This window comes from Streptomyces sp. NPDC003456, assembly GCF_042878735.1.
Classification (GTDB): Bacteria; Actinomycetota; Actinomycetes; order Streptomycetales; family Streptomycetaceae; genus Streptomyces.
Genome location: NZ_JBIAOK010000002.1, coordinates 34,043 through 54,869 on the forward strand (window position 1 = coordinate 34,043; position 20,827 = coordinate 54,869).

At 73.3% G+C, this 20,827-nt stretch carries 22 protein-coding genes; 13 read left to right on the forward strand and 9 right to left on the reverse strand.

The annotated features are described in order from the left end of the window. The first annotated feature begins 68 nt into the window (after positions 1 to 68). The gene (locus ACFYWG_RS05650; RefSeq protein ID WP_376333811.1) at positions 69 to 971 is read left to right on the forward strand and encodes a LysR family transcriptional regulator; all 903 of its coding nucleotides are present in this window, start codon (positions 69 to 71) and stop codon (positions 969 to 971) included. 49 nt (positions 972 to 1,020) lie between these two features. Here ACFYWG_RS05650 and ACFYWG_RS05655 read toward each other — a convergent pair whose 3' ends face one another. Both ACFYWG_RS05655 and ACFYWG_RS05660 read right to left on the reverse strand, forming a co-directional pair. Next, entirely contained in the window at positions 1,021 to 1,491 is a 471-nt protein-coding gene (locus tag ACFYWG_RS05655; protein ID WP_376333809.1) for a pyridoxamine 5'-phosphate oxidase family protein, read from the reverse strand. Between the two features lie 196 nt (positions 1,492 to 1,687). Next, entirely contained in the window at positions 1,688 to 2,170 is a 483-nt protein-coding gene (locus ACFYWG_RS05660; protein ID WP_389199524.1) for a Rieske (2Fe-2S) protein, read from the reverse strand. A gap of 207 nt (positions 2,171 to 2,377) precedes the next feature. On the opposite strand from ACFYWG_RS05660, the gene ACFYWG_RS05665 reads away from it, so the two are divergent. Both ACFYWG_RS05665 and ACFYWG_RS05670 read left to right on the forward strand, forming a co-directional pair. Further along, positions 2,378 to 3,133, forward strand: a complete 756-nt coding sequence (locus ACFYWG_RS05665) for a HipA family kinase (RefSeq protein WP_383501142.1) — start codon at positions 2,378 to 2,380, stop codon at positions 3,131 to 3,133. Beyond that, positions 3,130 to 3,543 carry a DUF3037 domain-containing protein gene (locus ACFYWG_RS05670; RefSeq protein WP_383501145.1) on the forward strand — a complete coding sequence of 138 codons (414 nt, stop codon included), beginning with the start codon at positions 3,130 to 3,132 and terminating at the stop codon, positions 3,541 to 3,543. The genes ACFYWG_RS05665 and ACFYWG_RS05670 overlap by 4 nt, the downstream gene beginning before the upstream one ends. A gap of 19 nt (positions 3,544 to 3,562) precedes the next feature. Here the strand turns inward: ACFYWG_RS05670 and ACFYWG_RS05675 are convergent, their stop codons facing one another. Continuing rightward, a complete protein-coding gene (locus tag ACFYWG_RS05675; RefSeq protein WP_389199527.1) occupies positions 3,563 to 4,087 on the reverse strand; it encodes an excalibur calcium-binding protein in 525 nt (174 codons plus the stop codon). Positions 4,088 to 4,314: 227 nt separating this feature from the next. Here ACFYWG_RS05675 and fabG point away from each other — a divergent pair, with 227 nt between their 5' ends. From fabG to ACFYWG_RS05700, 5 genes are all read left to right on the forward strand, one after another. After that, entirely contained in the window at positions 4,315 to 5,076 is a 762-nt protein-coding gene (fabG, locus tag ACFYWG_RS05680) for a 3-oxoacyl-ACP reductase FabG (RefSeq protein ID WP_311682250.1), read from the forward strand. A 13-nt stretch (positions 5,077 to 5,089) separates the two neighbouring features. Then, positions 5,090 to 5,848, forward strand: a complete 759-nt coding sequence (locus tag ACFYWG_RS05685; RefSeq protein ID WP_376333799.1) for an SDR family oxidoreductase — start codon at positions 5,090 to 5,092, stop codon at positions 5,846 to 5,848. Positions 5,849 to 6,067: 219 nt separating this feature from the next. Next, positions 6,068 to 7,648: an ABC transporter substrate-binding protein gene (locus tag ACFYWG_RS05690; RefSeq protein WP_376333797.1), complete on the forward strand. Its 1,581-nt coding sequence runs from the start codon at positions 6,068 to 6,070 to the stop codon at positions 7,646 to 7,648. 93 nt (positions 7,649 to 7,741) lie between these two features. Beyond that, the gene (gene ung / locus ACFYWG_RS05695; protein ID WP_376333795.1) at positions 7,742 to 8,425 is read left to right on the forward strand and encodes a uracil-DNA glycosylase; all 684 of its coding nucleotides are present in this window, start codon (positions 7,742 to 7,744) and stop codon (positions 8,423 to 8,425) included. Between the two features lie 122 nt (positions 8,426 to 8,547). Beyond that, positions 8,548 to 9,057, forward strand: coding sequence for a hypothetical protein (locus ACFYWG_RS05700; RefSeq protein ID WP_376333793.1), 510 nt, complete (start codon positions 8,548 to 8,550; stop codon positions 9,055 to 9,057). Between the two features lie 152 nt (positions 9,058 to 9,209). Here the strand turns inward: ACFYWG_RS05700 and ACFYWG_RS05705 are convergent, their stop codons facing one another. The 3 genes from ACFYWG_RS05705 to ACFYWG_RS05715 form a co-directional block, all read right to left on the reverse strand. Continuing rightward, positions 9,210 to 9,728, reverse strand: a complete 519-nt coding sequence (locus ACFYWG_RS05705; protein ID WP_389199531.1) for a hypothetical protein — start codon at positions 9,726 to 9,728, stop codon at positions 9,210 to 9,212. A gap of 171 nt (positions 9,729 to 9,899) precedes the next feature. Next, positions 9,900 to 10,412 (reverse strand): DinB family protein, encoded by a 513-nt coding sequence (locus ACFYWG_RS05710; protein WP_389199533.1) that lies wholly within the window; start codon positions 10,410 to 10,412, stop codon positions 9,900 to 9,902. Positions 10,413 to 10,454: 42 nt separating this feature from the next. Next, on the reverse strand, positions 10,455 to 11,096 hold the full coding sequence (locus ACFYWG_RS05715; RefSeq protein WP_383501159.1) for a TetR/AcrR family transcriptional regulator: 642 nt from the start codon (positions 11,094 to 11,096) through the stop codon (positions 10,455 to 10,457). Between the two features lie 82 nt (positions 11,097 to 11,178). Here ACFYWG_RS05715 and ACFYWG_RS05720 point away from each other — a divergent pair, with 82 nt between their 5' ends. After that, entirely contained in the window at positions 11,179 to 12,381 is a 1,203-nt protein-coding gene (locus ACFYWG_RS05720; RefSeq protein ID WP_383501163.1) for an FAD-dependent monooxygenase, read from the forward strand. Beyond that, positions 12,378 to 13,283, forward strand: a complete 906-nt coding sequence (locus ACFYWG_RS05725) for a Gfo/Idh/MocA family protein (RefSeq protein WP_383501165.1) — start codon at positions 12,378 to 12,380, stop codon at positions 13,281 to 13,283. Before ACFYWG_RS05720 ends, ACFYWG_RS05725 begins: the two co-directional genes overlap by 4 nt. On the opposite strand, the gene lnt is transcribed toward ACFYWG_RS05725, so the two are convergent. Continuing rightward, positions 13,207 to 14,781, reverse strand: a complete 1,575-nt coding sequence (gene lnt / locus ACFYWG_RS05730; protein ID WP_389199536.1) for an apolipoprotein N-acyltransferase — start codon at positions 14,779 to 14,781, stop codon at positions 13,207 to 13,209. The genes ACFYWG_RS05725 and lnt overlap by 77 nt on opposite strands. Positions 14,782 to 14,978: 197 nt before the next feature. Here lnt and ACFYWG_RS05735 point away from each other — a divergent pair, with 197 nt between their 5' ends. Then, positions 14,979 to 15,581 (forward strand): DUF4291 domain-containing protein, encoded by a 603-nt coding sequence (locus ACFYWG_RS05735; RefSeq protein WP_383501169.1) that lies wholly within the window; start codon positions 14,979 to 14,981, stop codon positions 15,579 to 15,581. 195 nt (positions 15,582 to 15,776) lie between these two features. On the opposite strand, the gene ACFYWG_RS05740 is transcribed toward ACFYWG_RS05735, so the two are convergent. Continuing rightward, positions 15,777 to 15,956 carry a hypothetical protein gene (locus ACFYWG_RS05740; RefSeq protein WP_376326084.1) on the reverse strand — a complete coding sequence of 60 codons (180 nt, stop codon included), beginning with the start codon at positions 15,954 to 15,956 and terminating at the stop codon, positions 15,777 to 15,779. 108 nt (positions 15,957 to 16,064) lie between these two features. Continuing rightward, entirely contained in the window at positions 16,065 to 16,940 is an 876-nt protein-coding gene (locus ACFYWG_RS05745; protein ID WP_383501175.1) for an undecaprenyl-diphosphate phosphatase, read from the reverse strand. Positions 16,941 to 17,426: 486 nt separating this feature from the next. Here ACFYWG_RS05745 and ACFYWG_RS05750 point away from each other — a divergent pair, with 486 nt between their 5' ends. Together ACFYWG_RS05750 and ACFYWG_RS05755 are read left to right on the forward strand one after the other, a co-directional pair. Then, a complete protein-coding gene (locus ACFYWG_RS05750) occupies positions 17,427 to 17,915 on the forward strand; it encodes a hypothetical protein (protein ID WP_383501178.1) in 489 nt (162 codons plus the stop codon). Positions 17,916 to 18,070: 155 nt separating this feature from the next. Beyond that, positions 18,071 to 20,746 (forward strand): LuxR C-terminal-related transcriptional regulator, encoded by a 2,676-nt coding sequence (locus tag ACFYWG_RS05755; protein ID WP_389199540.1) that lies wholly within the window; start codon positions 18,071 to 18,073, stop codon positions 20,744 to 20,746. Positions 20,747 to 20,827 lie beyond the last annotated feature (81 nt).

Below are 20,827 nucleotides of genomic sequence, written 5' to 3' on the forward strand. Positions count from 1 at the left end.
ACCATGCGGCAGGACATCCTCGTAGCACAAGCGAGAATTCGCACGCGATATTGCGTAGCATCGCTTACATGTTGAACCTGGAGCGCCTGCGGACCCTCGACGCCCTCGCCCGTCACGGCTCGGTCAGCGGCGCCGCCGAGGGGCTGCACATCACGACGTCCGCCGTGTCGCAGCAGATGTCCAAGCTGGAGCGGGAGGTCGGCCAGCAACTGCTCGCCAAGAACGGCCGGGGCGTGCGGCTCACCGACGCCGGCCGGCTGCTCGCCGAGCACGCCGCGCGCATCCTGTCCCAGGTCGAACTGGCCCAGTCCGACCTGGAGGCGCAGCGCGGGCAGGTCGTGGGCGAGCTGCGGCTGGCCGCCTTCCCCACCGCCGCGCGCGGCCTGTTCCCGCACGCGCTGTCGGCGCTGCGCGCGCGCCACCCCGCGCTGCGGCTGCGCTCGCGCGAGCTGGAACCGGAACAGGGCATCGCGGGGGTGGTGCGCGGCGACCTCGACCTCGCCGTGGTGCTCGACTGGTACAACAAGCCGATGGCGCTGCCGGACGGACTGGTCAAGGCCTCGATCCTGGACGACCCGGCCGAGGTCGCCATGCCGGCGGGCCACCCGCTCTCCGGACGCGAGGAGGTGGACCTCGCCGAGTTCGCCGACGACGAGTGGATCACCTGGGGCGAGGGCGAGTTCTGCCACGAGTGGCTGATGTTCACGCTCCGCTCCAAGGGCGTCGAGCCGATCGTCGGCCACCGCGCCGCCGAGCACCACACCCAGCTCGCCCTGGTCGCCGCGGGCCTCGGCGTGTGCATCGCGCCCCTGCTGGGCCGCCGCCCGGTGCCCGACGGGGTCGCGACCGTCCCCCTCAAGCAGCGCGTTCGGCGGCACGTCTACGTGGTCTGGCGCGCGGACGCCGACCGCCGCCCGTCGATCCGCGCGGCGGTGTCGGCGCTGCGCGCGGCGGGGGAGGCGGTCGGCTGACCGTCCCGGCGCCGGGGCGCGCCGAGCGCGCGGACGTTCCGGGACACGACTACTGCGCGCCGAGCTTGCGGAAGTCCCAGGACACGATCTTGGCCGGGGTCAGCCGCAGCCAGGCGTGCCGGCCGTCGTGCGGCATCTCCTCCAGCCCGAAGTTCTTCCGAGCGAACAGGGTCTCGGGGACGTCGAGTTCGGCGCACAGCTCACCCGTGCGCGGGACCTCGCCCACGACGTCGACCGTGCCCGACAGCTCCGCACCGCGCAGTTCGTCGTACTCCTCGCCGGTGTCGACCACGATCGCCACCCGCGGATCGCGGCCGAGGTCCGCCCACCGCTTGCTGCGCACCACCGAGTACAGCCAGATCGAGGTGCCGTCCCAGGCGAACCACAGCGTGCTCACGTGCGGAGCGCCGTCCGCCGACACCGTGGCGACCCGGCAGGTGCGCTGCGCGGTGAGGAACGCGTCCAGCTCGCCAGGCGTCATCATGATCTTCCGGCCCCGGCGCTGCTGTGTGGCGGTCATGCTCCCCCTCTTCTCCCACGTCGTGCCAGAGGCGGTCCTCTGGCATCACGTCGGAGAAGGATGGGTTCCCGCCCGCCGGTGCGCAAGGGGCGCCCACGCGCCGCGCCGGGCGGCGCGGCGGACCGCCGCGCGGGTGCCGTTGAACGGGCACCCCCGCGACGAGGTCCGCCGGTGTCGCCGGGGCGGCCCGGCGGGCTCAGGCCAGCGTGATCGAGTCGCCGTCCACGGTGACCTGCTTGGCCTCCAGCGGCTTGACCGCCGGGCCCTTCTTCACGCTGCCGTCCAGGACGGAGAACTGACTGCCGTGGCAGGTGCAGGAGATGGTGTCGCCCTTGAGGTCCACCATCGGGCAGTTCTGGTGGGTGCAGATGGTCGAGAACGCCTTGTAGTCGCCCGCGGTCGGCTGGGACACCACGACCTTCTCGTCCTTGAAGATCTTGCCGCTGCCCTCGGGGATGTCGGCGGTCTTCGCGAGCGCCGCACCGCCTCCCGCCCCGGCCGACGCTCCGCCCTCGGTCGTCGCGCCGCCGCCCGCCCCGCCCTGCTCGGTCGACGAGCCGGACGCCTTGTCGTCCGAGCCGCACGCCGTCAGCGCCGCGGCGAGCCCCGCCGCGCCGACCGCCGCCACGACGGCACGGCGGTTCGGGCCCGGCACCGGCTGAACTGATTCGCTGGTCATGCTGACGTTCCTTCCGGGGATTCGTGATCTGCGCAGAGGTACGGCCCTCGGGGACCGGCTGTTCAGACAACGTTCGGGGACCCTCGAAATCCTCACCCGCCGGCGTGAGGACCCGGGTAAAGGGGAGCTGTCGGTTCGCTGTCGGGTTCCGGCCGGGCAGCGCCAGGCCGTCGACGCCGCCCGCCGGCACGTCAGTAACCTGGGGCGATGCTCAAGGAAGTGATCGCGACCCGGTTCATCGCGCCCCTGCGCGAGGGCGGTTCGCTGCCGGGCCTGGTCGAGGCCGACGACCTCGGCCGCTACGTGCTGAAGTTCACCGGCGCGGGACAGGGGCGCAAGACGCTCGTCGCCGAGGTCGTCTGCGGGGAGCTCGCCCGGCGGCTCGGGCTCAGGATCCCCCGCCTGGTCACCGTCGAACTCGACGCGGACCTGGGGCTCGGGGAACCCGACCAGGAGGTGCAGAGCCTGCTGCGGTCCAGCGGCGGCACCAACCTCGGCATGGACTTCCTCTCCGGCGCGCTCGGCTTCGACCCGCTCGCCTTCCGCGTGGACCCGCGCGAGGCCGGGCGGATCGTCTGGTTCGACGCGCTCGTCAACAACGTCGACCGGTCCTGGCGCAATCCCAACCTGCTGATGTGGCACGGCGAACTGTGGCTCGTCGACCACGGGGCGACCATGATCTGGCACCACAACTGGCCCGGCGTGGAAGCCTCCGCGGCCCGCCCGTACGACGCCTCCGACCACGCGCTCGCACCGTTCGCGCCCGATGTGGCCGCCGCCGCGGCCGCGTTGGCGCCGCAGGTGACGGAGGAACTGCTCGCCGACGTCACCGCGCAGATCCCCGACGCCTGGCTCGCCGACGAGCCCGGCTTCGGCACGCCGGACGAGCTGCGCCGTGCCTACGCGCGGCCGCTGCTCGCCCGGGCCGCCGTCATCCACGACCGCATCCAGGGGCTCACGTGAACGACCGCCACATCATCAGGGGCGGCCCCCGCGACCGCCAGGTCTACGAGTACGCCCTGCTGCGCGTGGTCCCGCGGGTCGAGCGCGGCGAGTGCATCAACGCCGGCGTGCTCCTGTACTGCCGCGCCGCGGCCTACGTCGGCGCGGCAGTGCACCTAGACGAGGCCCGCCTGCTGGCCCTCGACCCCGAGGTCGACGTCGTCGGCGTCCGCGCGGCCCTCGGGGCCGTCGAGGGCGTCTGCGCCGGGGGCGCCGCGGCCGGCCAGGCGGCGGCCGACGACCCCGGCCGGCGCTTCCGCTGGCTCGTCGCCCCCCGCTCGACGATCGTCCAGCCGGGCCCGGTGCACACGGGCCTCACCCGGGACCCGGCGGCGGAACTCGCGCGGCTGCTGGACCTGCTGGTGAGGTGACGGCGCGACGGGGCCCGGGTCAGGCCCGCCGGCGCCGCAGGACGTACCCGGCCGCGAACGCGGCGCCGCCGGCGAAGGCCAGGCCGACACCGATCTCCCCGCCGGTCGGTCCGGCGGTTGCGGAGCCCCCCAGCCCGCCGCGCACGCCCTGGGACGGCGTGGTGCCGGGGGTGGGAGTCACCGGCCCGGACGTCGCCGGCGACGGGGTGGACGGCCGCGAAGTGACCGGCGCCGGGGTGACGGGCCGGGAGGTGACCGGTGCCGGGGTGGCCGGCCTGGAGCTGACCGGCGCCGGGGTGACGGGGTCGATGATGCCCGTCCCGCCCCGGCGCGGAAGGTCTTCGCACGCCGTGCCGTCGTCGGGGCCCTGGTCCTCGTCGAGCCGGTCGGGGTCGCTGCGGTCCGCGTCGAGGACGGCCTGCGCGTCCTCCTGGAAGACGAAGTCCCGGCAGTCCCGGTCGGTCCGGGCGTGCGCGGGGACGGCGGGTGACGCGAGCGCGGCGATCGCCAGCAGCGTGCCGAGAGCACCGGTGCGACGGCGCATGGGGCGTCTCCTTTCGGGCCGGGGACGGACCCTTCGACGCTAGGGGCGGGCGGGTGCGGCGGCTCGTGGCCTTGGGCCGATCGGGTGTTTGCCCGGACGCCGCCGACCGGCCGGCCACGGGGGATGGATCACATGGCCGGTCCGGCCGTTGACACCGCGTGCCAGGGCTTCTAGCGTCACCACCACTGAAGGTACTAAGCGGTCGCTCACCTGAGGAGAAACCAGTCATGTCCACCACTGAGCAGCGGGTCGCCGTCGTCACCGGTGCAGCGCGCGGGATCGGTGCCGCCACCGCCGTACGACTGGCCGCCGAGGGGCGCGCGGTCGCCGTGCTCGACCTCGACGAGGCCGCCTGCAAGGACACCGTCGAGAAGATCACCGCCGCCGGGGGCAAGGCCGTCGCGGTCGGCTGCGACGTCTCCGACGAGGCCCAGGTCGAGGCGGCCGTCGCCCGGATCACCGAGGAGCTCGGCGCGCCGACGATCCTGGTCAACAACGCGGGCGTGCTGCGCGACAACCTGCTGTTCAAGATGAGCGTCTCCGACTGGGACACCGTCATGAACGTGCACCTGCGCGGTGCCTTCCTGATGTCCAAGGCCTGCCAGAAGCACATGGTGGACGCGGGCTTCGGCCGGATCGTCAACCTGTCGTCGTCCTCCGCGCTGGGCAACCGCGGCCAGGTGAACTACTCGGCGGCCAAGGCCGGTCTGCAGGGCTTCACCAAGACCCTCGCCAAGGAGCTCGGCAAGTTCGGCGTCACCGCCAACGCCGTCGCCCCCGGCTTCATCGCCACCGAGATGACCAAGGCCACCGCCGACCGGGTCGGCATGGGCTTCGAGGACTTCAAGGCCGCCGCCGCCACCCAGATCCCGGTGGCCCGCGTGGGCGAGCCGGAGGACATCGCCAACGCCATCGCCTTCTTCACGGGCGAGGCCGCCGGCTTCGTCTCCGGCCAGGTGCTGTACGTGGCCGGCGGACCGCTCGACTAAGGGACGAAGAACCATGACTTCCACGGAACTCTCCGGCAAGGTCGCCCTCGTCACGGGCGCCAGCCGCGGTATCGGCTACGGCGTCGCCGAGGCCCTGGTCGCCCGCGGCGACCGCGTCTGCATCACGGGACGCAACGAGGACGCCCTCAAAGAGGCCGTCGAGCAGCTCGGCTCCGACCGCGCGATCTACGTCGCCGGCAAGGCGCACGACGAGGCCCACCAGGCCGTCGCCGTCGAACGCACGATGGAGGCCTTCGGCCGGGTCGACTTCCTCGTCAACAACGCCGGGACCAACCCGGTGTTCGGCCCGATCGCCGACCTCGACCTGAACGTCGCCCGCAAGGTGTTCGAGACCAACGTCGTCTCCGCCCTCGGCTTCGCCCAGCGGACCTGGCACGCCTGGCAGAAGGACAACGGCGGCGCGATCGTCAACATCGCCTCCGTGGCGGGCCTGTCGCCCTCGCCGTTCATCGGTGCCTACGGCGTCAGCAAGGCCGCGATGATCAACCTGACGGTGCAGCTCGCCCACGAGTTCGCGCCCAAGGTGCGGGTGAACGCGATCGCCCCCGCCGTCGTGAAGACCAAGTTCGCCCAGGCCCTGTACGAGGGACGCGAGGAGGAGGCCGCATCGGCCTACCCCCTCGGGCGCCTCGGCGTGCCTTCCGACATCGGCGGCGCCGCCGCGTTCCTCACCTCCGAGCAGTCCGACTGGGTCACCGGCCAGACGCTCGTCGTGGACGGCGGCATCTTCCTCAACGCCGGCACCGGCTGACCGGGCCCACCCGCGGTCCGGAACGGGCGTCCCTTCACCGAAGGGGCGCCCGTACCCCTGTGCGGGGGGCGGGAAGTGGCCGAGAAAGAGCCGCAAAACGGACTGACAACGTCGTCATATGTTTATCGATCAAGAAGCCGTGTTCCGGGGAGGGTCAGCAGGCGCGGCACTGCGGTATGGTCTGCCGACCCTTGGTATGGCAGATCGAGGAGCGTGCGCGTGTTCAAGCGGAACCGATGCCTGCGGCGGGTGGCGGCCATCGCGTCCATATCGTCCCTGGTCACCGGGTGCGGGGTGTTGTCGTCGGACGCCCCGGAGGACGAAGGACCCATCGTCGTGGGCACCACCAGCTCGCCCAGCACGCTCGACCCTGCCGCGTCCTGGGACAGTTCCTGGGAGCTGTTCCGCAACATCTACCAGACGCTGCTGAGCTACCCCACGGGGTCGAGCGAGCCCCAGCCGGACGCCGCCGAGCAGTGCGGGTTCAGCGACTCCTCGAACCAGGTCTACCGCTGCGAACTGCGCGAGGGCCTGAAGTTCTCCAACGGGGACGCGCTCGACGCCCAGGCGGTCAAGCACTCCTTCGACCGCATCCGCAGGATCAACGTCAACGGCGGTCCGGCCGGTCTGCTCGGCAGCCTCGAACGGGTGCAGGCGACCGGCGACCGCGAGGTGGTCTTCCACCTCAACAAGCCCGACGCGACCTTCCCGTTCGTGCTCGCCACCCCGGCCATGTCGATCGTCCCGCCGGCGGCCTACCCGAAGAACAGCCTGCGCGAGGACGACGGCGTCGTCGGGTCCGGGCCGTACGTCCTGGACTCCTACGACGAGGGCAAGGAGGCCGTCCTCGCCCGCAACGACTCCTACAAGGGCTTCGCCGAGCGCCGCAACAACGCCGTGACCGTCCGCTACTTCCAGGACTCCGGCACCATGGTCAAGGCCCTGCGCGACCAGCAGATCGACGTGACCTACCGCGGTCTGGCCGCCGGTGACGTCGTCGACCTGCAGAGCGCCAAGGAGGAGGAGATCCAGCTCGTCGAGGGCAGCGGCACGGACATCAACTACCTGGTGTTCAACCCGAAGGACCCCTGGGCCGAGAAGAAGGCCGTGCGCCAGGCCATCGCACAGGTCGTCGACCGGGCGGCGATCGCCCACAAGGTCTACAAGGACACCGTCGACCCGCTGTACTCCATGGTCCCCAAGGGCCTCACCGGCCACACCACGGGCTTCTTCGACGACTACGGCGACCCCGACGTCGCCAAGGCCCGCAAGATCCTCGACGGGGCGGGCATCAACCAGCGCGTCCCGCTCACCTTCTGGTACACCAGCGACCGCTACGGCTCCGAGACCGCCGCCGAGTTCAAGGAGCTGGAGCGCCAGCTCGAAGCCTCCGGCCTGTTCACGATCAGCCTCAAGAGCCGTCCCTGGAAGACCTACGTGGAGGGCTACCAGAAGGGCGAGTACCCGGTGTTCGGCCGCGGCTGGTTCCCCGACTTCCCGGACGCCGAGAACTTCATCGCGCCGTTCGTCGGCGAGCAGAACGCCCTCGGCACGCCCTACGCGGCGCCCGAGATCACCGGCGACCTGCTGCCCCGCTCGCGCCGGGAGAGCGACCGCGCGAACGTGGTGAAGGAGTTCGAGGAGGCCCAGCAGATCCTCGTCGACGACGCACGGCTGCTGCCGCTGTGGCAGGGCCGGCAGTACGTGGCGGTCAGCCGGGACGTCTCGGGCGCGGAGCGGGCCCTGGACCCGTCGACGATCATGATGATGTGGGAGCTGCACCGCAAGACCGCCTGGTGAGCCGGCCGGCGTCCACTCCCGCGGGGTGCGTTGTCAGTGGTCGCCGGTAGGTTCTTCAACCGGCAAGTGACCGCAGACCGATAGGACGTTGACGTGACCGACATCGCCATGCTGCCCGAGTCCTGGCGCGGGGTTCTGGGCGACGAACTGCAGCAGCCCTACTTCAAGGAGCTGACGGAGTTCGTCGAGGAGGAGCGGGCGAAGGGTCCCGTCTACCCGCCCCGCGAGGAGGTCTTCGCGGCGCTGGACGCCACGCCCTACGAGCAGGTCAAGGTCCTCGTCCTCGGCCAGGACCCCTACCACGGCGAGGGCCAGGGCCACGGGCTGTGCTTCTCGGTCCGGCCCGGGGTGCGGATCCCGCCCTCCCTGCGCAACATCTACAAGGAGATGCACCAGGAGCTGGGCACCCCGATCCCGGACAACGGCTACCTGATGCCGTGGGCGCGGCAGGGCGTGCTGCTGCTCAACGCGGTGCTCACGGTCCGCGCCGGCGAGGCCAACTCGCACAAGGGCCGGGGCTGGGAGCGGTTCACGGACGCGGTGATCCGCGCGGTGGCCGACCGCCCCGACCCGGCGGTGTTCGTCCTGTGGGGCAACTACGCGCAGAAGAAGCTGCCCCTGATCGACGAGTCCCGGCACGTGGTCGTCAAGGGCGCGCACCCCTCGCCCCTGTCGGCGAAGAAGTTCTTCGGCTCGCGCCCCTTCACGCAGATCAACGAGGCCGTCGCGGCCCAGGGGCACCAGCCGATCGACTGGACGATCCCCGACCTCGGCTGAGCCTCCCGCGCGCACGGGGGCCGCTCGTGGAAGCCCCCGTCTCCACGGAGCCGCCTGAGCCGGATCGCGCCGGGCTGCGGTTAGCGTCGGCGGGAACAGCCGGCGAGTGCGCGGAGGGCGTCGTGGCGGAACGACAGGGGCAGACGGTGCCGGACGCCGTGCTGACCCGGATCGGGCAGGTCGTCATGCTGCACCACGCGGGCGACCGGGAGGAGGCGCGGCGCCGGTTCCTCGACCTGTGGGCGGAGCTCGGCGCCCACGGCGACCCGCTGCACCGGTGCACGCTCGCCCACTACCTGGCGGACACGCAGGACGACCCGGCGGACGAACTCGCCTGGGACCTGCGCGCGTTGTCGGCCGCGCAGGAGATCATGGAAGGGCCGTCCTCCCGGGAGGACGGCCTCGCGGTGCGCGCCTTCCATCCGTCCCTGCACCTGAACCTCGCCGACGACTACCTCGGGCTCGGCCGGTACGACGCCGCCCGCAGCCACCTGGCACGCGCCAGGGAAACGGCCGCCGCCCTCGCCGACGACAGCTACGGCGACGGGGTGTGGGCGGCCATCGCCCGCCTGGAGCGGCGGCTGGGCGAGGGCGGCACGAGCGTCTGGACCCCGCCGAGGCAGCGGCCCTAGGTCGTGTCCGCAAAGTCCCTCCGTCCGCCCGGAGGGCAGGAGGGACTTTGCGGACACGACCTAGGGTCTGTCATCCGGATCATGACGCGGACGCGGGGCCAGGTGCTGCCGATGCCCTGCGCCATGATCCGAACGCCAGGCCCCAGCGGGCCTCAACCCCCGTAGGTGTCCTGGCAGATCCTCGCCTCGGGGCTGTCCGGGCGCCAGCCGCCGTAGCGCCGGCCCAGCGCGCACACGTCCGTGCCGCCGGGCTTCTGCTCGCTGACCTCCCGCCGGGACGGCCCCGCGTCCGGGGGCGTCCCGGTGCGCGGACGCCGGGGGTCGCGCGCGGCCGGCCCGGGCCGTTCCGGGCGGGGGTGCGGTGCGCGGGCGCCGCGGGGCGGGCCTGCGGTGTCGGCGGCGGCCGCCGCGGGGGGTGCGTTCCGGCGGTCCGGCGCCGCGGCGGGCTCCGGCTCGGGGGACTCCTCGATGAGCTGCAGGACCTCACGGGCCGGCGCCTGGACGACCGGGCTCTGCGAGCGCTCCTCCTGCCGCGGCGCCGGGGGCGGGGGTGGGGGCGGGGGTGGGGCCGAAGGCCCGGGGGCGGGCGGCTGCCGGACCGTCGTGCAGCCGGTGAGGGCTGCGACGGCCACGGTCACCAGGAGCGCCGCTGCGGTCGTGGTTCGGTGCACCCGCCCACTCTGGTGCCTGCGGCCGCAGGTGCGGAGCCGGACCGGCGCGGGTTGCCCCGCACGAGTGATCTCACGCCGCCGGCGGAGGCTCGTGAGGGCGAGGGGCCCGGCGCCGATCGTCCGTGCGGGCGAGGTGACGGCAGCCGGCCGCTGCGGGCGGCCGGCGTGGGGTCAGTCGCCGGTCGCGCCGTCGATGCGTTCGCGGATCAGGTCGGCGTGGCCGTTGTGCCGCGCGTACTCCTCGATCATGTGGGTGTACAGCCACCGCAGGTTGTACCGCTCTCCGGTGCGCCGGTGCTCGCCCTCGGTGATGTCGTCCAGGCCGAACCGGGCCGTGCGGGCCCGGGCCGCCTCGATCTCGGCCTGCCAGACGGCGCGGGTCCGCTCCCAGGTGTCCGCCTCGGTGAGGTGGAACTCGCCGTCCGGGTCCTCCGCGCTGAAGAAGAGCGGCGGCGCGTCCTCGTTCGCCAGCACGCGGCGGAACCAGCTGCGCTCCACGTCGGCCATGTGCCGCACCAGGCCCAGCAGGGACAGGTTCGAGGGTTCCACGGAGGCGGACCGGAGCTGCTCGTCGCTCAGTCCCTCGCACTTCCAGGCGAGGGTCTGCCGGTGGAAGTCCAGCCAGCCCTCCAGCATGGTGCGTTCGTCGGCGGTGGTGCCGGGCAGCTGCCGTTCGTTCGTCATGCACGCATCCTGGCCGAAGCGCCCGGCACGCACACGTGGTTTTCAGGCCCCGAGCATGCCGGTCAGCAGCTCCCGCACCCCCGCCCGCACCTCCTCCGGGCTCGGGACGCGGGCGCCGAACGAGCCGGCCACGCAGCTGAACATCAGCCCGTCCGCCCAGGCGATCAGCGACAGCGCGTGCCGGTCCGGGTCCGTCGAGCCCATCGCGGTGACCAGGGCGGTCAGCCGGTCCCGGAAGCGGGCGCCGGTGGCGTCGAAGAACGTGCGCAGCTCGGGGCGGCGGGTGGCCTCCAGGGCCAGTTCGTAACGGGCCACGGTGAGCGCCTTGTGGTCCGTCAGCGCGCGGTGGGCCGCGAGCGCCAGCGCCTCGGCCACGGACTCCGGCCCGGACCTCGGGTCGGGCATCTCGTGCAGGGCCAGCACCTTCGCCTCGCGGTCGGCCAGGCGCCGCACCGCGAGCTCCAGCAGGGCCTGCCGGGTGCGCGCCAGGTTCGAGGTGGAGCCCTGGGGGAGTCCTGCCGTCTCGTCGACCGCCCGGTGAGTCAGGCCGCGCATCCCACGCTCGGCGAGCAGGGCGAGGGCGGCGTCGGCGACCAGATCGGAGCGCGCGGAGGCGGCGGCGCGCGAGGCGGCGGCCGTCGGTGCGGGGGTGGGCGTTGCGGAGGCGGCGGTGCGAGCGGACATGGCCCCACGCTACCCGTCTGACTACACGTGTAGTAGCGTCCGGGGTGTCACTACAGATGTAGTCAAAGGATCTGGAGGAGCCATGTCACAGCCGAGGCGGGTCGTCGTGGTCGGCGGCGGCATCGGAGGTCTGGCGGCGGCGGCCGCCCTGCACCGGCGCGGCCTGCACGTCACCGTGCTGGAGCGCGCCCCGTCGCTGGAGCCGGTCGGCGCCGCCATCTCCCTCGCGCCCAACGGCCTGCGCGCCCTCGACGTCATCGGACTGGGCGACGAGATCCGCGACCTCGCCGCCTGGTCCGGGGACGGGGGCCTGCGCACCCCGAAGGGGCGGTGGCTGTCCCGCACCTCCGCTGAGGCGGCCACCCGGCGCTTCGGCGGTCCGCTCGTGCTGCTGCACCGCGCCACGCTGATCCAGCGCCTCGCCGCACGGCTCCCCGCCGGGACCGTCCGCACGGACGCCGCAGCGAGCCTCGTCGACAGCGGCGGCCCGGACCGGCCGGCCCGCGTCAGGACCGCGGACGGCGACCTCGAGGCCGACCTGGTGGTCGGCGCGGACGGGATCCGGTCCGCCGTGCGCACGGCGCTCTTCCCGCACCACCCGGGCGCCGTCTACGCGGGCTGGACGACCTGGCGGGTCGTCATCCCCGTCCCCGGCGCCCGGTTCGCCTCCCACGAGACCTGGGGACCGGGCCGCATCTGGGGCACCCACCCGCTGAAGGACGGCCGTGTCTACGCCTACGCCGGTGCCACGGCCCCCGCCGGCGGCCGGGCACCCGACGACGAGAAGGCGGAGCTGCTGCGCCTCTTCGGCGACTGGCACGACCCGATCCCCGCCGTGCTCGCCGCCGTCCGCCCCGAGGACGTGCTGCGCCACGACGTCCACCGCATCGCCGACCCGCTGCCCGCCTGTCACCACGGCCGGGTCGCCCTGCTCGGCGACGCCGCGCACGCCATGACACCGAGCCTCGGCCAGGGCGGCAACCAGGCCATCGAGGACGCCGTCGTCCTCGCCCACCACTGCGACGACCTCGCCGCCTACACCGCCGCCCGGCACCCCCGCACGACCGCCATCGCCCGCCAGGCCGCCCAGGTGTCCCGGCTCAGCCTGATGCGCAACCGGGCCGGCCGCGCGGTGCGCGACACCGGCATGAGCCTGCTGTCGTCGGTCGGGCCCGCGCTCTTCGTGCGCAGCTTCGACGGCATCGCCGACTGGGTGCCGCCGCAGCCGCCGTATGCTTCCGAGCAGACCCCGGCAGGCAAGCGTCAGAGGAGATCACACCCGTGAAGGTCGGCTGCATCGGACTCGGCGACATCGCGCAGAAGGCCTACCTTCCGGTCCTCGCCTTCCGGGCGGGCGTGGAACTGCACCTGCAGACCCGTACGCCCGCCACGCTCGACCGCCTGGGCGACGAACTGCACGTGCCGGGGGAGCGGCGGCACACCACCCTCGACTCCCTCGTCGCGGCCGGCCTCGACGCGGCCTTCGTGCACGCGCCCACGCCCGCCCACCCGGAGATCGTGACGCGGCTGCTGGAGGCCGGCGTACCGACCTACGTGGACAAGCCGCTCGCCTACGAACTCGCCGACTCCACGCGGCTGGTGGAGCTGGCCGAGCAGCGGGGCGTGAGCCTGGCCGTCGGCTTCAACCGGCGCCACGCCCCCGGGTACACGCAGTGCGCCGACCACCCGCGCGAGCTGATCCTCATGCAGAAGAACCGGGTCGGGCTGCCGGAGGAACCGCGCGCGATGATCCTCGACGACTTCATCCACGTCGTCGACACCCTGCGGTTCCTGGTGCCCGGGGACATCGACGACGTGACCGTGCGGGCCCGCGTCCGCGACGGGCTGCTGCACCACGTGGTGCTCCAGCTCGCCGGGGACGGCTTCACCGCGCTGGGCGTGATGAACCGGCTCAGCGGCTCCGCCGAGGAGATCCTGGAGGTGTCCGGGCAGGACACCAAGCGGCAGGTGGTCAACCTCGCCGAGGTCGTCGACCACAAGGGGCAGCCGACCGTGCGGCGGCGCGGCGACTGGGTGCCGGTCGCCCGCCAGCGCGGGATCGAGCAGGCCGTGCTGGCGTTCCTGGACGCGGTCCGCGCGGGCCGGGTGCTCAGCGCGAGGGACGCGCTGGAGACCCATGAGCTGTGCGAACGGGTGGTACGGGCGATCCAGGACCCGAGCGCCTGAGCCGAACGGTCCGCACCCCCTCGCCCACGGCCCAGACGGCGAGGATCAGCAGGGCCGCGTGCACGGTCCAGTCGCCGAAGCGCACGTAGGGCGTCGTCCCGTGCGCGAGGGGCAGGGCGTAGCGCTGGGCCGCGGAGGCGTCCGTCCCGAGCCGTGGGCCGACGGGCCGCCCGTCCGGGCCGTACACGGCCGAGACGCCCGTGAGGGTCGCGTGCACCATGGGCCGGCCGGTCTCGGCGGCCCGCAGGGCGGCCAGGGAGGCGTGCTGCTCCGGCGCCCAGCTGTGCTGGAACGTGGAGGTCGACGACTGCCCGACCAGCAGGTCGACGCCCTCCCGGGTCAGGTGGCGGGTCATGTCCGGGAAAGCCGTCTCGAAGCACACCATCGGCCCGGCGCGCAGTCCGTCCCCGAGGTTCATCACGACCGGTTGCGTGCCGCGCCTGCGGTCCTCGCCCGCCGCCTTGCCGACGGAGGTGGCCCAGCCGAGCATCGAGCGGGCCGGGATGTACTCGCCGAACGGCACCAGCCGCATCTTGTCGTAGCGCTGCCCGGTGAGGCCGTCCGGCCCGATCAGGACCGAGCTCTTGTAGATGCCGGGCTTGTCCGAGCGGCGGGCGTCCACGTTGACCAGGATGTCGGCGCCCGTGGCACGGGACAGCGCGGCGAGCCGCCGGGCCAGGTCGGGCCGGTCGTCGAGATCGAAGCCGACGCTGCTCTCGCCCCAGACCACCAGGTCCACGTCCTGCCCGGCGAGGCGCCGGGTGAGCTGCTCCTCGCGGGCGAACCGGCGGTCGGCGCTGTCCGCCCCGGCGACGACGCCGGGCTGGACGACGGCGATCCGGACCTGGCCGTCGACGGCCGGGCGCGGCGCGAACACCCAGGCGGCCGACGTCGCGGCGGCCGTGGCCACCAGCCCGGCCACGGCCGGCACCCGCGCCCGGCGGACCGCGACGAGGACGGCGAGGGACACGTTCAGCGCCACGATCAGGAAGCTCAGCAGCCACACCCCGCCGACCGAGGCGAGACGCAGCGCCGGCTGCACCTGCCACTGGCTGCTGCCGAGCATGCCCCAGGGGCCGCCGAGCCCCTGCCAGGAGCGGACCAGCTCGACGGCCAGCCAGCCCGAGGGCAGCACCAGCAGCGCCACCGCGGCCCGGGTGCGCGAGGGGACCCCGCCCAGCAGGCGGCGCACCAGCCAGCCCCAGGGCCCCCACAGGGCGCCGAGCAGGGCGGCGATGACGAACGTGAACACGTGCAGGCTCGGCAGCAGCCAGTGGTGCATGGCCAGCATGAACCCGAAGCCGCCGCACCAGCCGTCGTACACCGCCCGCCTGCCGGTCGGCGCGGTGCGCAGCAGCAGGAGCCAGGGGACCAGGGCGGCGCAGGCCCACCACCACAGGGCCGGGGCCGGGAAGGCGAGGACGGGCAGGGCGCCCGCGACCGCCGCGGCGGCCGAACGCCGCCAGGGGGAGGCGAGCCAGTCGCCGAGCGTCTTCATGGGCGCCTCCTACCCCGTGCTGCCTCCAGTGTGCGCCCTGCGGACGATCTAGGGCACAGGACACAGAACCCCGGGTCAGTTGACCACAGCCACCCCGTGCCGCCCCGGAAGCGCCGCCTCTCGCGCCGCGGGCGGCCGGCGGGCGGGCCCGGATATTCGGTGGCCCCGGCCGGGCCGCCGGGGCCACCCTGTCCCGCGTGAACGATCAGCGAGAACCGCGCCACCGGATACGTGCCCGCCATACCGACTCCACGCTCACCGTCTACCAGGCCTACCGCCCGGAGATCGGTGGCCCCGCCGCCCGCACGGGCCGCTTCCCGTCGTCGTGGAAGCGCGACCGCATGACATGGATCAAGCCCTCGTTCCTGTGGATGATGTACCGCTCCGGCTGGGGCACCAAGGAAGGGCAGGAGACCGTCCTGGCCGTCGAGATCAGCCGGGAGGGCTTCTGCTGGGCGCTGCGGCACGCGTGCCTGTCGCATCACGTGCCGGCGCTGCACGGGGACCGGGCGGAGTTCGCGCGGCGGCTGCGGCGAGCGCCGGCCCGGGTGCAGTGGGACCCGGAGCGGGACCTGCGGCTGGCCGCCCTGCCCCACCGCTCGCTGCAACTGGGACTCGCGGGGGAGGCGGCGGCCCGGTACGCCGACGAGTGGATCGTCGGGATCGAGGACGTCACGCCGCTGGCCGCGGAGATCCACGCCCGTGTACGCGCGGGGGACCTGGACGCGGCCGCCGGGCTGCTGCCCGAGGAGCGGCCGCTGGAGGTGGACGAGGAGGTCCTGGCGCCGCTGCGTGCCTGAGGACGGAACGGAAACCGGCGGTCCGAGGACGGAACGGAAGCCGGCGGTCCGAGGACGGAACGGAAGCCGGCGGTCCGAGGACGGAACGGAAGCCGGCGGTGTGAGCACCGGCGTGGAGTTCGTCGGCCTCCGCACGGCTCGGAGTCGGCGGCTCGGGCGAGGCGCCGAGCCGGTGGCCCTGCGCGGGCGGAGAGGTCAGGCCGCCTTGACGACGTCGGCGCGCATCGCGGTGGCCCACTCGACGACGAGCAGCTCGTACTCCGCGCGCTCCTCGGCCGACAGGGTGCCGCCCGTGCGCCGCCACAGCGCACGGATCTCCTCGTTGACCTCGGCAGCGGACCGCACGGAACCAGGGGTCAGGGAATCGGGGGACATGCGGACCAGCCTAGGGGCAGCCACTGACAGGCCGCTACCGGACGGCTACGGGATCGATATGCGGTTGGTCACGAGACCCCGGTCACAGGGGCCGGTCGCGCGGTCCGGTCAGTGCGCCGGCTCGCCCGCGTGGGGGCTGAGGACACCCATGCCGACCAGGACGATGATGAGGATGCCGAGGGCGATGCGGTAGTAGACGAACGGCATGAAGCTCTTGGTCGAGATGAACTTCATGAACCATGCGATGACCGCGTAGCCGACGCCGAAGGCGATGATCGTGGCGAAGATCGTCGGCCCCCAGGACACGTGCCCGCTTTCGGTGGCGTCCTTCAGCTCGAACACGCCGGAGGCCAGCACGGCGGGGATGGCGAGCAGGAACGAGTAGCGGGCCGCGGCCTCCCGCTTGTAGCCCATGAACAGGCCGCCGCTGATGGTGGCGCCGGAGCGGGAGACGCCCGGGACGAGCGCCATGGCCTGGCACAGACCGTAGATCAGGCCGTCCCGGACCCCCAGGTCCTCCAGGGCCTTGCGCTGCTTGGGCGCGCGGTGCCGGCCGCCGCTCTCGTCCCGCGCCGCGAGCCGGTCGGCGACACCCAGGACGATGCCCATGCCGATCAGCATGGTCGCGGTGATCCGCAGATCGCGGAAGGGCCCCTCGATCTGGTCCTTCAGCGTCACGCCGAGCACGCCGATCGGGATGGAGCCGACGATCACCAGCCAGCCCATCCGGGCGTCCGGATCGCTGCGCAGCGACTTGTCGGTGAGCGAGCGCGTCCACGCCGAGATGATCCGCCCGATGTCCTTGCGGAAGTAGATCAGCACGGCGGCCTCCGTGCCGATCTGCGTGATCGCCGTGAAGGCCGCGCCCGGGTCCTCCCAGCCGGAGAAGGCCGCGGTCAGGCGCAGGTGCGCGCTGGAGGAGACGGGGAGGAACTCGGTCAGCCCCTGGACGAGTCCGAGGATGAGTGATTCGAACCAAGACATGAGGTAGCGGAGTCCAAGTGCCGATCGTGGGACGGGCGACGGGCACACCGGACCGCCGTTGCGGTGAACGGGGGATCATGTGTGCCGAGGGGGAAGCGTAGCGCCCTTGGGTGACCACTCCGACACAGGGGTTGGGAAGCCGCCGGCCGGGGGCGGGGGCGGCTGGTCACCGGCGATCCGCTGGAGCGGCCGGGCGGGGAACGACTCGCGGGGGCCCGTCGGCGGCGGGCGGCCGGACGGCGACGGGCGGCTCGTCCGCCGGCGCTCTCCACGGCGTCCGACCGCGGTGAGTGCGCAGACCACGGGAACGACGCCGCGCGTTCACCCTCGCCGGGTGAGGCCGCCTGTTCCTGAGGCGCTCAGGCTCGGTGAGGACAGGGCAGTGTGGGGCGGCCGGGCCCGGTACCCGGCGCTCGGCCACCGTCCCGCCCGGGAGCGGTGTGCGGCCTGCCTCACAGCCCCCGACCAGCGGGAACGAGGCGTGAGATGAGCACGACACCCACCCAGCCGTCACACCGGGCGCGGGACCAATGGGCCGGCGGCCTGACCGCCTTCGCCGCCGTGATGCTCTTCCTGGTCGGCCTCCTCGACGTCTTCCGCGGCATCATGGCCATCGCCGAGGACGACATCTTCGTCACCACGCGCAACTACGTCTTCGAGTACGACCTCACCGGCTGGGGCTGGATCCATCTCGCTCTGGGAGTGATCGCCGTGGTGGTGAGCCTGGGGCTGCTCAGGACGGCGATGTGGGCCCGCGTCGTGGGCGTGGCCATCGCGGGGCTCGTCATCATCGCCAACTTCCTGTCGATGCCGCAGTATCCCGTCTGGTCGATCGTGATGATCGCGCTGTCGGGCCTGATCATCTGGGCCCTGTGCGTCGTGCCGCACGACGACCTCCTGGACACGCCGGACGACCTGTCGATGTACGCACGGGACGAGTACCGCTCCACGATGCCGCCCCGCCCCCCGCTGTGACCCGGCCGGTCCGGCCGCCCCCGCACCTCTCACCAGGCGGGTACGCAGGGTACGGCTGACCTGCGTGAACCGTCGGTCGCCATGCGCGGCGCCGACGAGGCTGGGATGCTGGAGGCGCAAGCGCTGCTCATGATGCGGCCTGGTCGACAGGGGTGATGAGCACCGTGGACGACATCGACGCGGATTCCCCGGATCCAGCGGTTCCCTTTGTCGGAGCTCTCTCGCACACCCACACCGATCCCTTGGGGGATCCCTTCCTGCGCACCCGCTTCGCCCGGCCCGCGAAGCCCTCCGCCTTCCTGCGGCGCCAGCGCCTCGTCGATCACCTCGGCGAAGCTCTCCGCGCCCCGTTGACCCTCATCAACGGCCCGGCGGGATCCGGCAAGACCCTGCTGGCCACCGACTGGGCCGACGAGGTGGGCACACCGCTCGCCTGGCTCACCTTCGACGGAACGGACAGTCCGCCCGGCGTCTTCTGGGCCTATGTCCTGCAGGCACTGCGCGCGGGCGGCGCCCCGGTCTCCGACGCCGTGGGAACACCCGCGGACGCCTCGCACGTCGATCACCGGCTGCTGTCGGGGCTGGCCGCCGAACTGAACGAACGCGACAGACCCGTGACCCTCGTGCTCGACGACTACCACCGGGTGACCGACACGAAGATCGCCGAGCAACTGGAGTTCGTGCTGCACCACGCCGGCCCCGGCCTGCGTCTGGTGCTCATCACCCGCACCGAACCGGTACTCCCGCTGCACCGCTACCGGGCCGCCGGTGTCCTGACGGAGATCCGCTCCGCCGAACTCGCCTTCACGCCCGAAGAGGCCGCGGCGCTGCTGCGCCTGCACGGCCTGGACCTCCCGGTGCAGGCGGCGCGCAACCTCGTCGAGCGCACCCGCGGCTGGGCCGCCGGTCTGAGCCTGTCCGCCCTGGCGGCCAAGGAGAACCACGACCCCGAGCTCTATCTGAAGGAGTTCGAAGCGGACTGCAGCACCGTGGGGGACTTCCTGCTGGCCGAGGTCCTCAACGGGCAGACACCGCAGACCCAGGACTTCCTGCTGCGCGTGAGCATCCTGGAGCGCTTCTGCCCCGACCTGGCCGACGCGCTCACCCGGCGCGTCGACGCGGAGCCCATCCTGGCCTCGCTGAACGGCGCCAACGCCTTCGTCGAGCGGCTCGGGCACTCGTGGTACCAGCTGCATCCTTTGTTCCGCGCGATCCTCCGCACCCACCTGCGGGTCCGCCTGCCCGGCCAGGAGCCGGAGCTGCACCGGCGGGCCGCCGAGTGGCTGCGCCGGCACGGCTTCCTGGCCGAGGCGCTCGCCCACAGCACGGCCGCGGGCGACTGGGATTCCGCCGCCGGCGCCCTCGTCGAGGACCTGGCGATCGGCCGGCTGTTCACCGGGCCCGGCGCGGACGACCTGACTCAGCTCTTCTCCGACATGGAGCCCGAGGCGCGCAGTCCGGCGACCGACCTCGTGCGCGCCGCCCGCGACCTGGCCCGGCACGACATCGATCACGCCCGCGCCAGCCTGCGCCACGCCGAGCAGCACCTGCCCGACGACGCGGCGGCCCGGCTGAGCTGCGCCCTGCTGGACGCCCTGGCCGCCCGGCTGACAGGTTCACCACCGGACGTGGAGAGGGCCGCGGAGACAGCCGCCGGGCTGAAGCGGGAGGTGCCGGCCCGGCTGCTGGACAAGCACCCCGAGTTCGACGCTCTGCTGATGGCTCACGTGGGCTCGACCCTGCTGTGGGCCGGTCGCTTCGAGGACGCGCGTGCCGTCCTGACCGGTGTGGCAGGCATGGCCGGTGGAGTGTCGACCGCGTCCGCCCGGGAGGAGGCCCTGGCGCACCTGGCCCTGCTCGACTACCTGAACGGCTGGACCGCCCGGGCGGAGCACAAGGCGCTGGAGGCGGTGCCGGACACCGAACGCCCCGGCGCTCCTCAGCCGTCCGGCGCCGCCATCGGCCGGCTGGTCCTCGCGGCGGTCGCGGTCGACCGCGACGAGCTGGAACGGGCCAGGGACCTGCTCGACCAGGCGGACCACCTCTCCCGCGACAGCCGTGACCCGGTCGTGGCGGCGGGACGCGCGCTGGTCGAAGCCCGCCTCCTGCTGGCCCAGGGCAGGGTGCGGGCCGCGGTGGAGGCGGCCGACCCCGCCGTCGACGCCAGCGTGGCCTGCCCCTGGGCGGCGACGCACGAGATGCTGGTGGCGGCGACGGCCCACCTGACCGAAGGACGGGCGGACCGGGCCGCCGAGGAACTCGCGGCGGTCCCCGGCGACCAGCCGGTGTGGGCCGTGCAGGCGGCGACCCTGCAACTCGCGGCACGCGGCCCCGAAGCCGCCCTCGACCTGCTCGGCACCGTCCGCACCGAAGGACGCTCCGGACCGGCCGTGACCGTCCGGGCGGTACTGGTCAGGGCCCGGGCCGCCGAGGCGGAGGGAGACACCGCCCTCGCCCGCAAGCTCGTGGCACAGGCACTCCTCGATGCCCGGCGGGAACGGCTGCGGCGCCCCTTCCTGGACTCCGGGGCGTGGCTGCGGCCCTTGCTGGCCACCGCACCCCTGCGGGACCTGGCAGCCGGCTGGCTCCGGCCCGTGCCGCCGCTCGGCGAGAAGGAGCAGGCACCGCCGCTCGTCGCGGTCGAACTCAGCGCGCGCGAGCACGACGTCCTGGCCCGTGTCGCGCGGATGATGTCGACGGAGGAGATCGCCGAAGACCTCTGCCTGTCCGTGAACACCGTGAAGACCCACCTCAAGAGCATCTACCGCAAACTGGCGGTGAGCCGGCGAGCCGAAGCGGTGCACCGCGCCCGGGAGCTGCGGATGCTGTGACCCCGCCCCGCACGCGGCGGGCGCGTTCTCGACCGGCACGCGGCGGGCACGCTCGACCGGCACGCGGCGGGCACGCCCGCG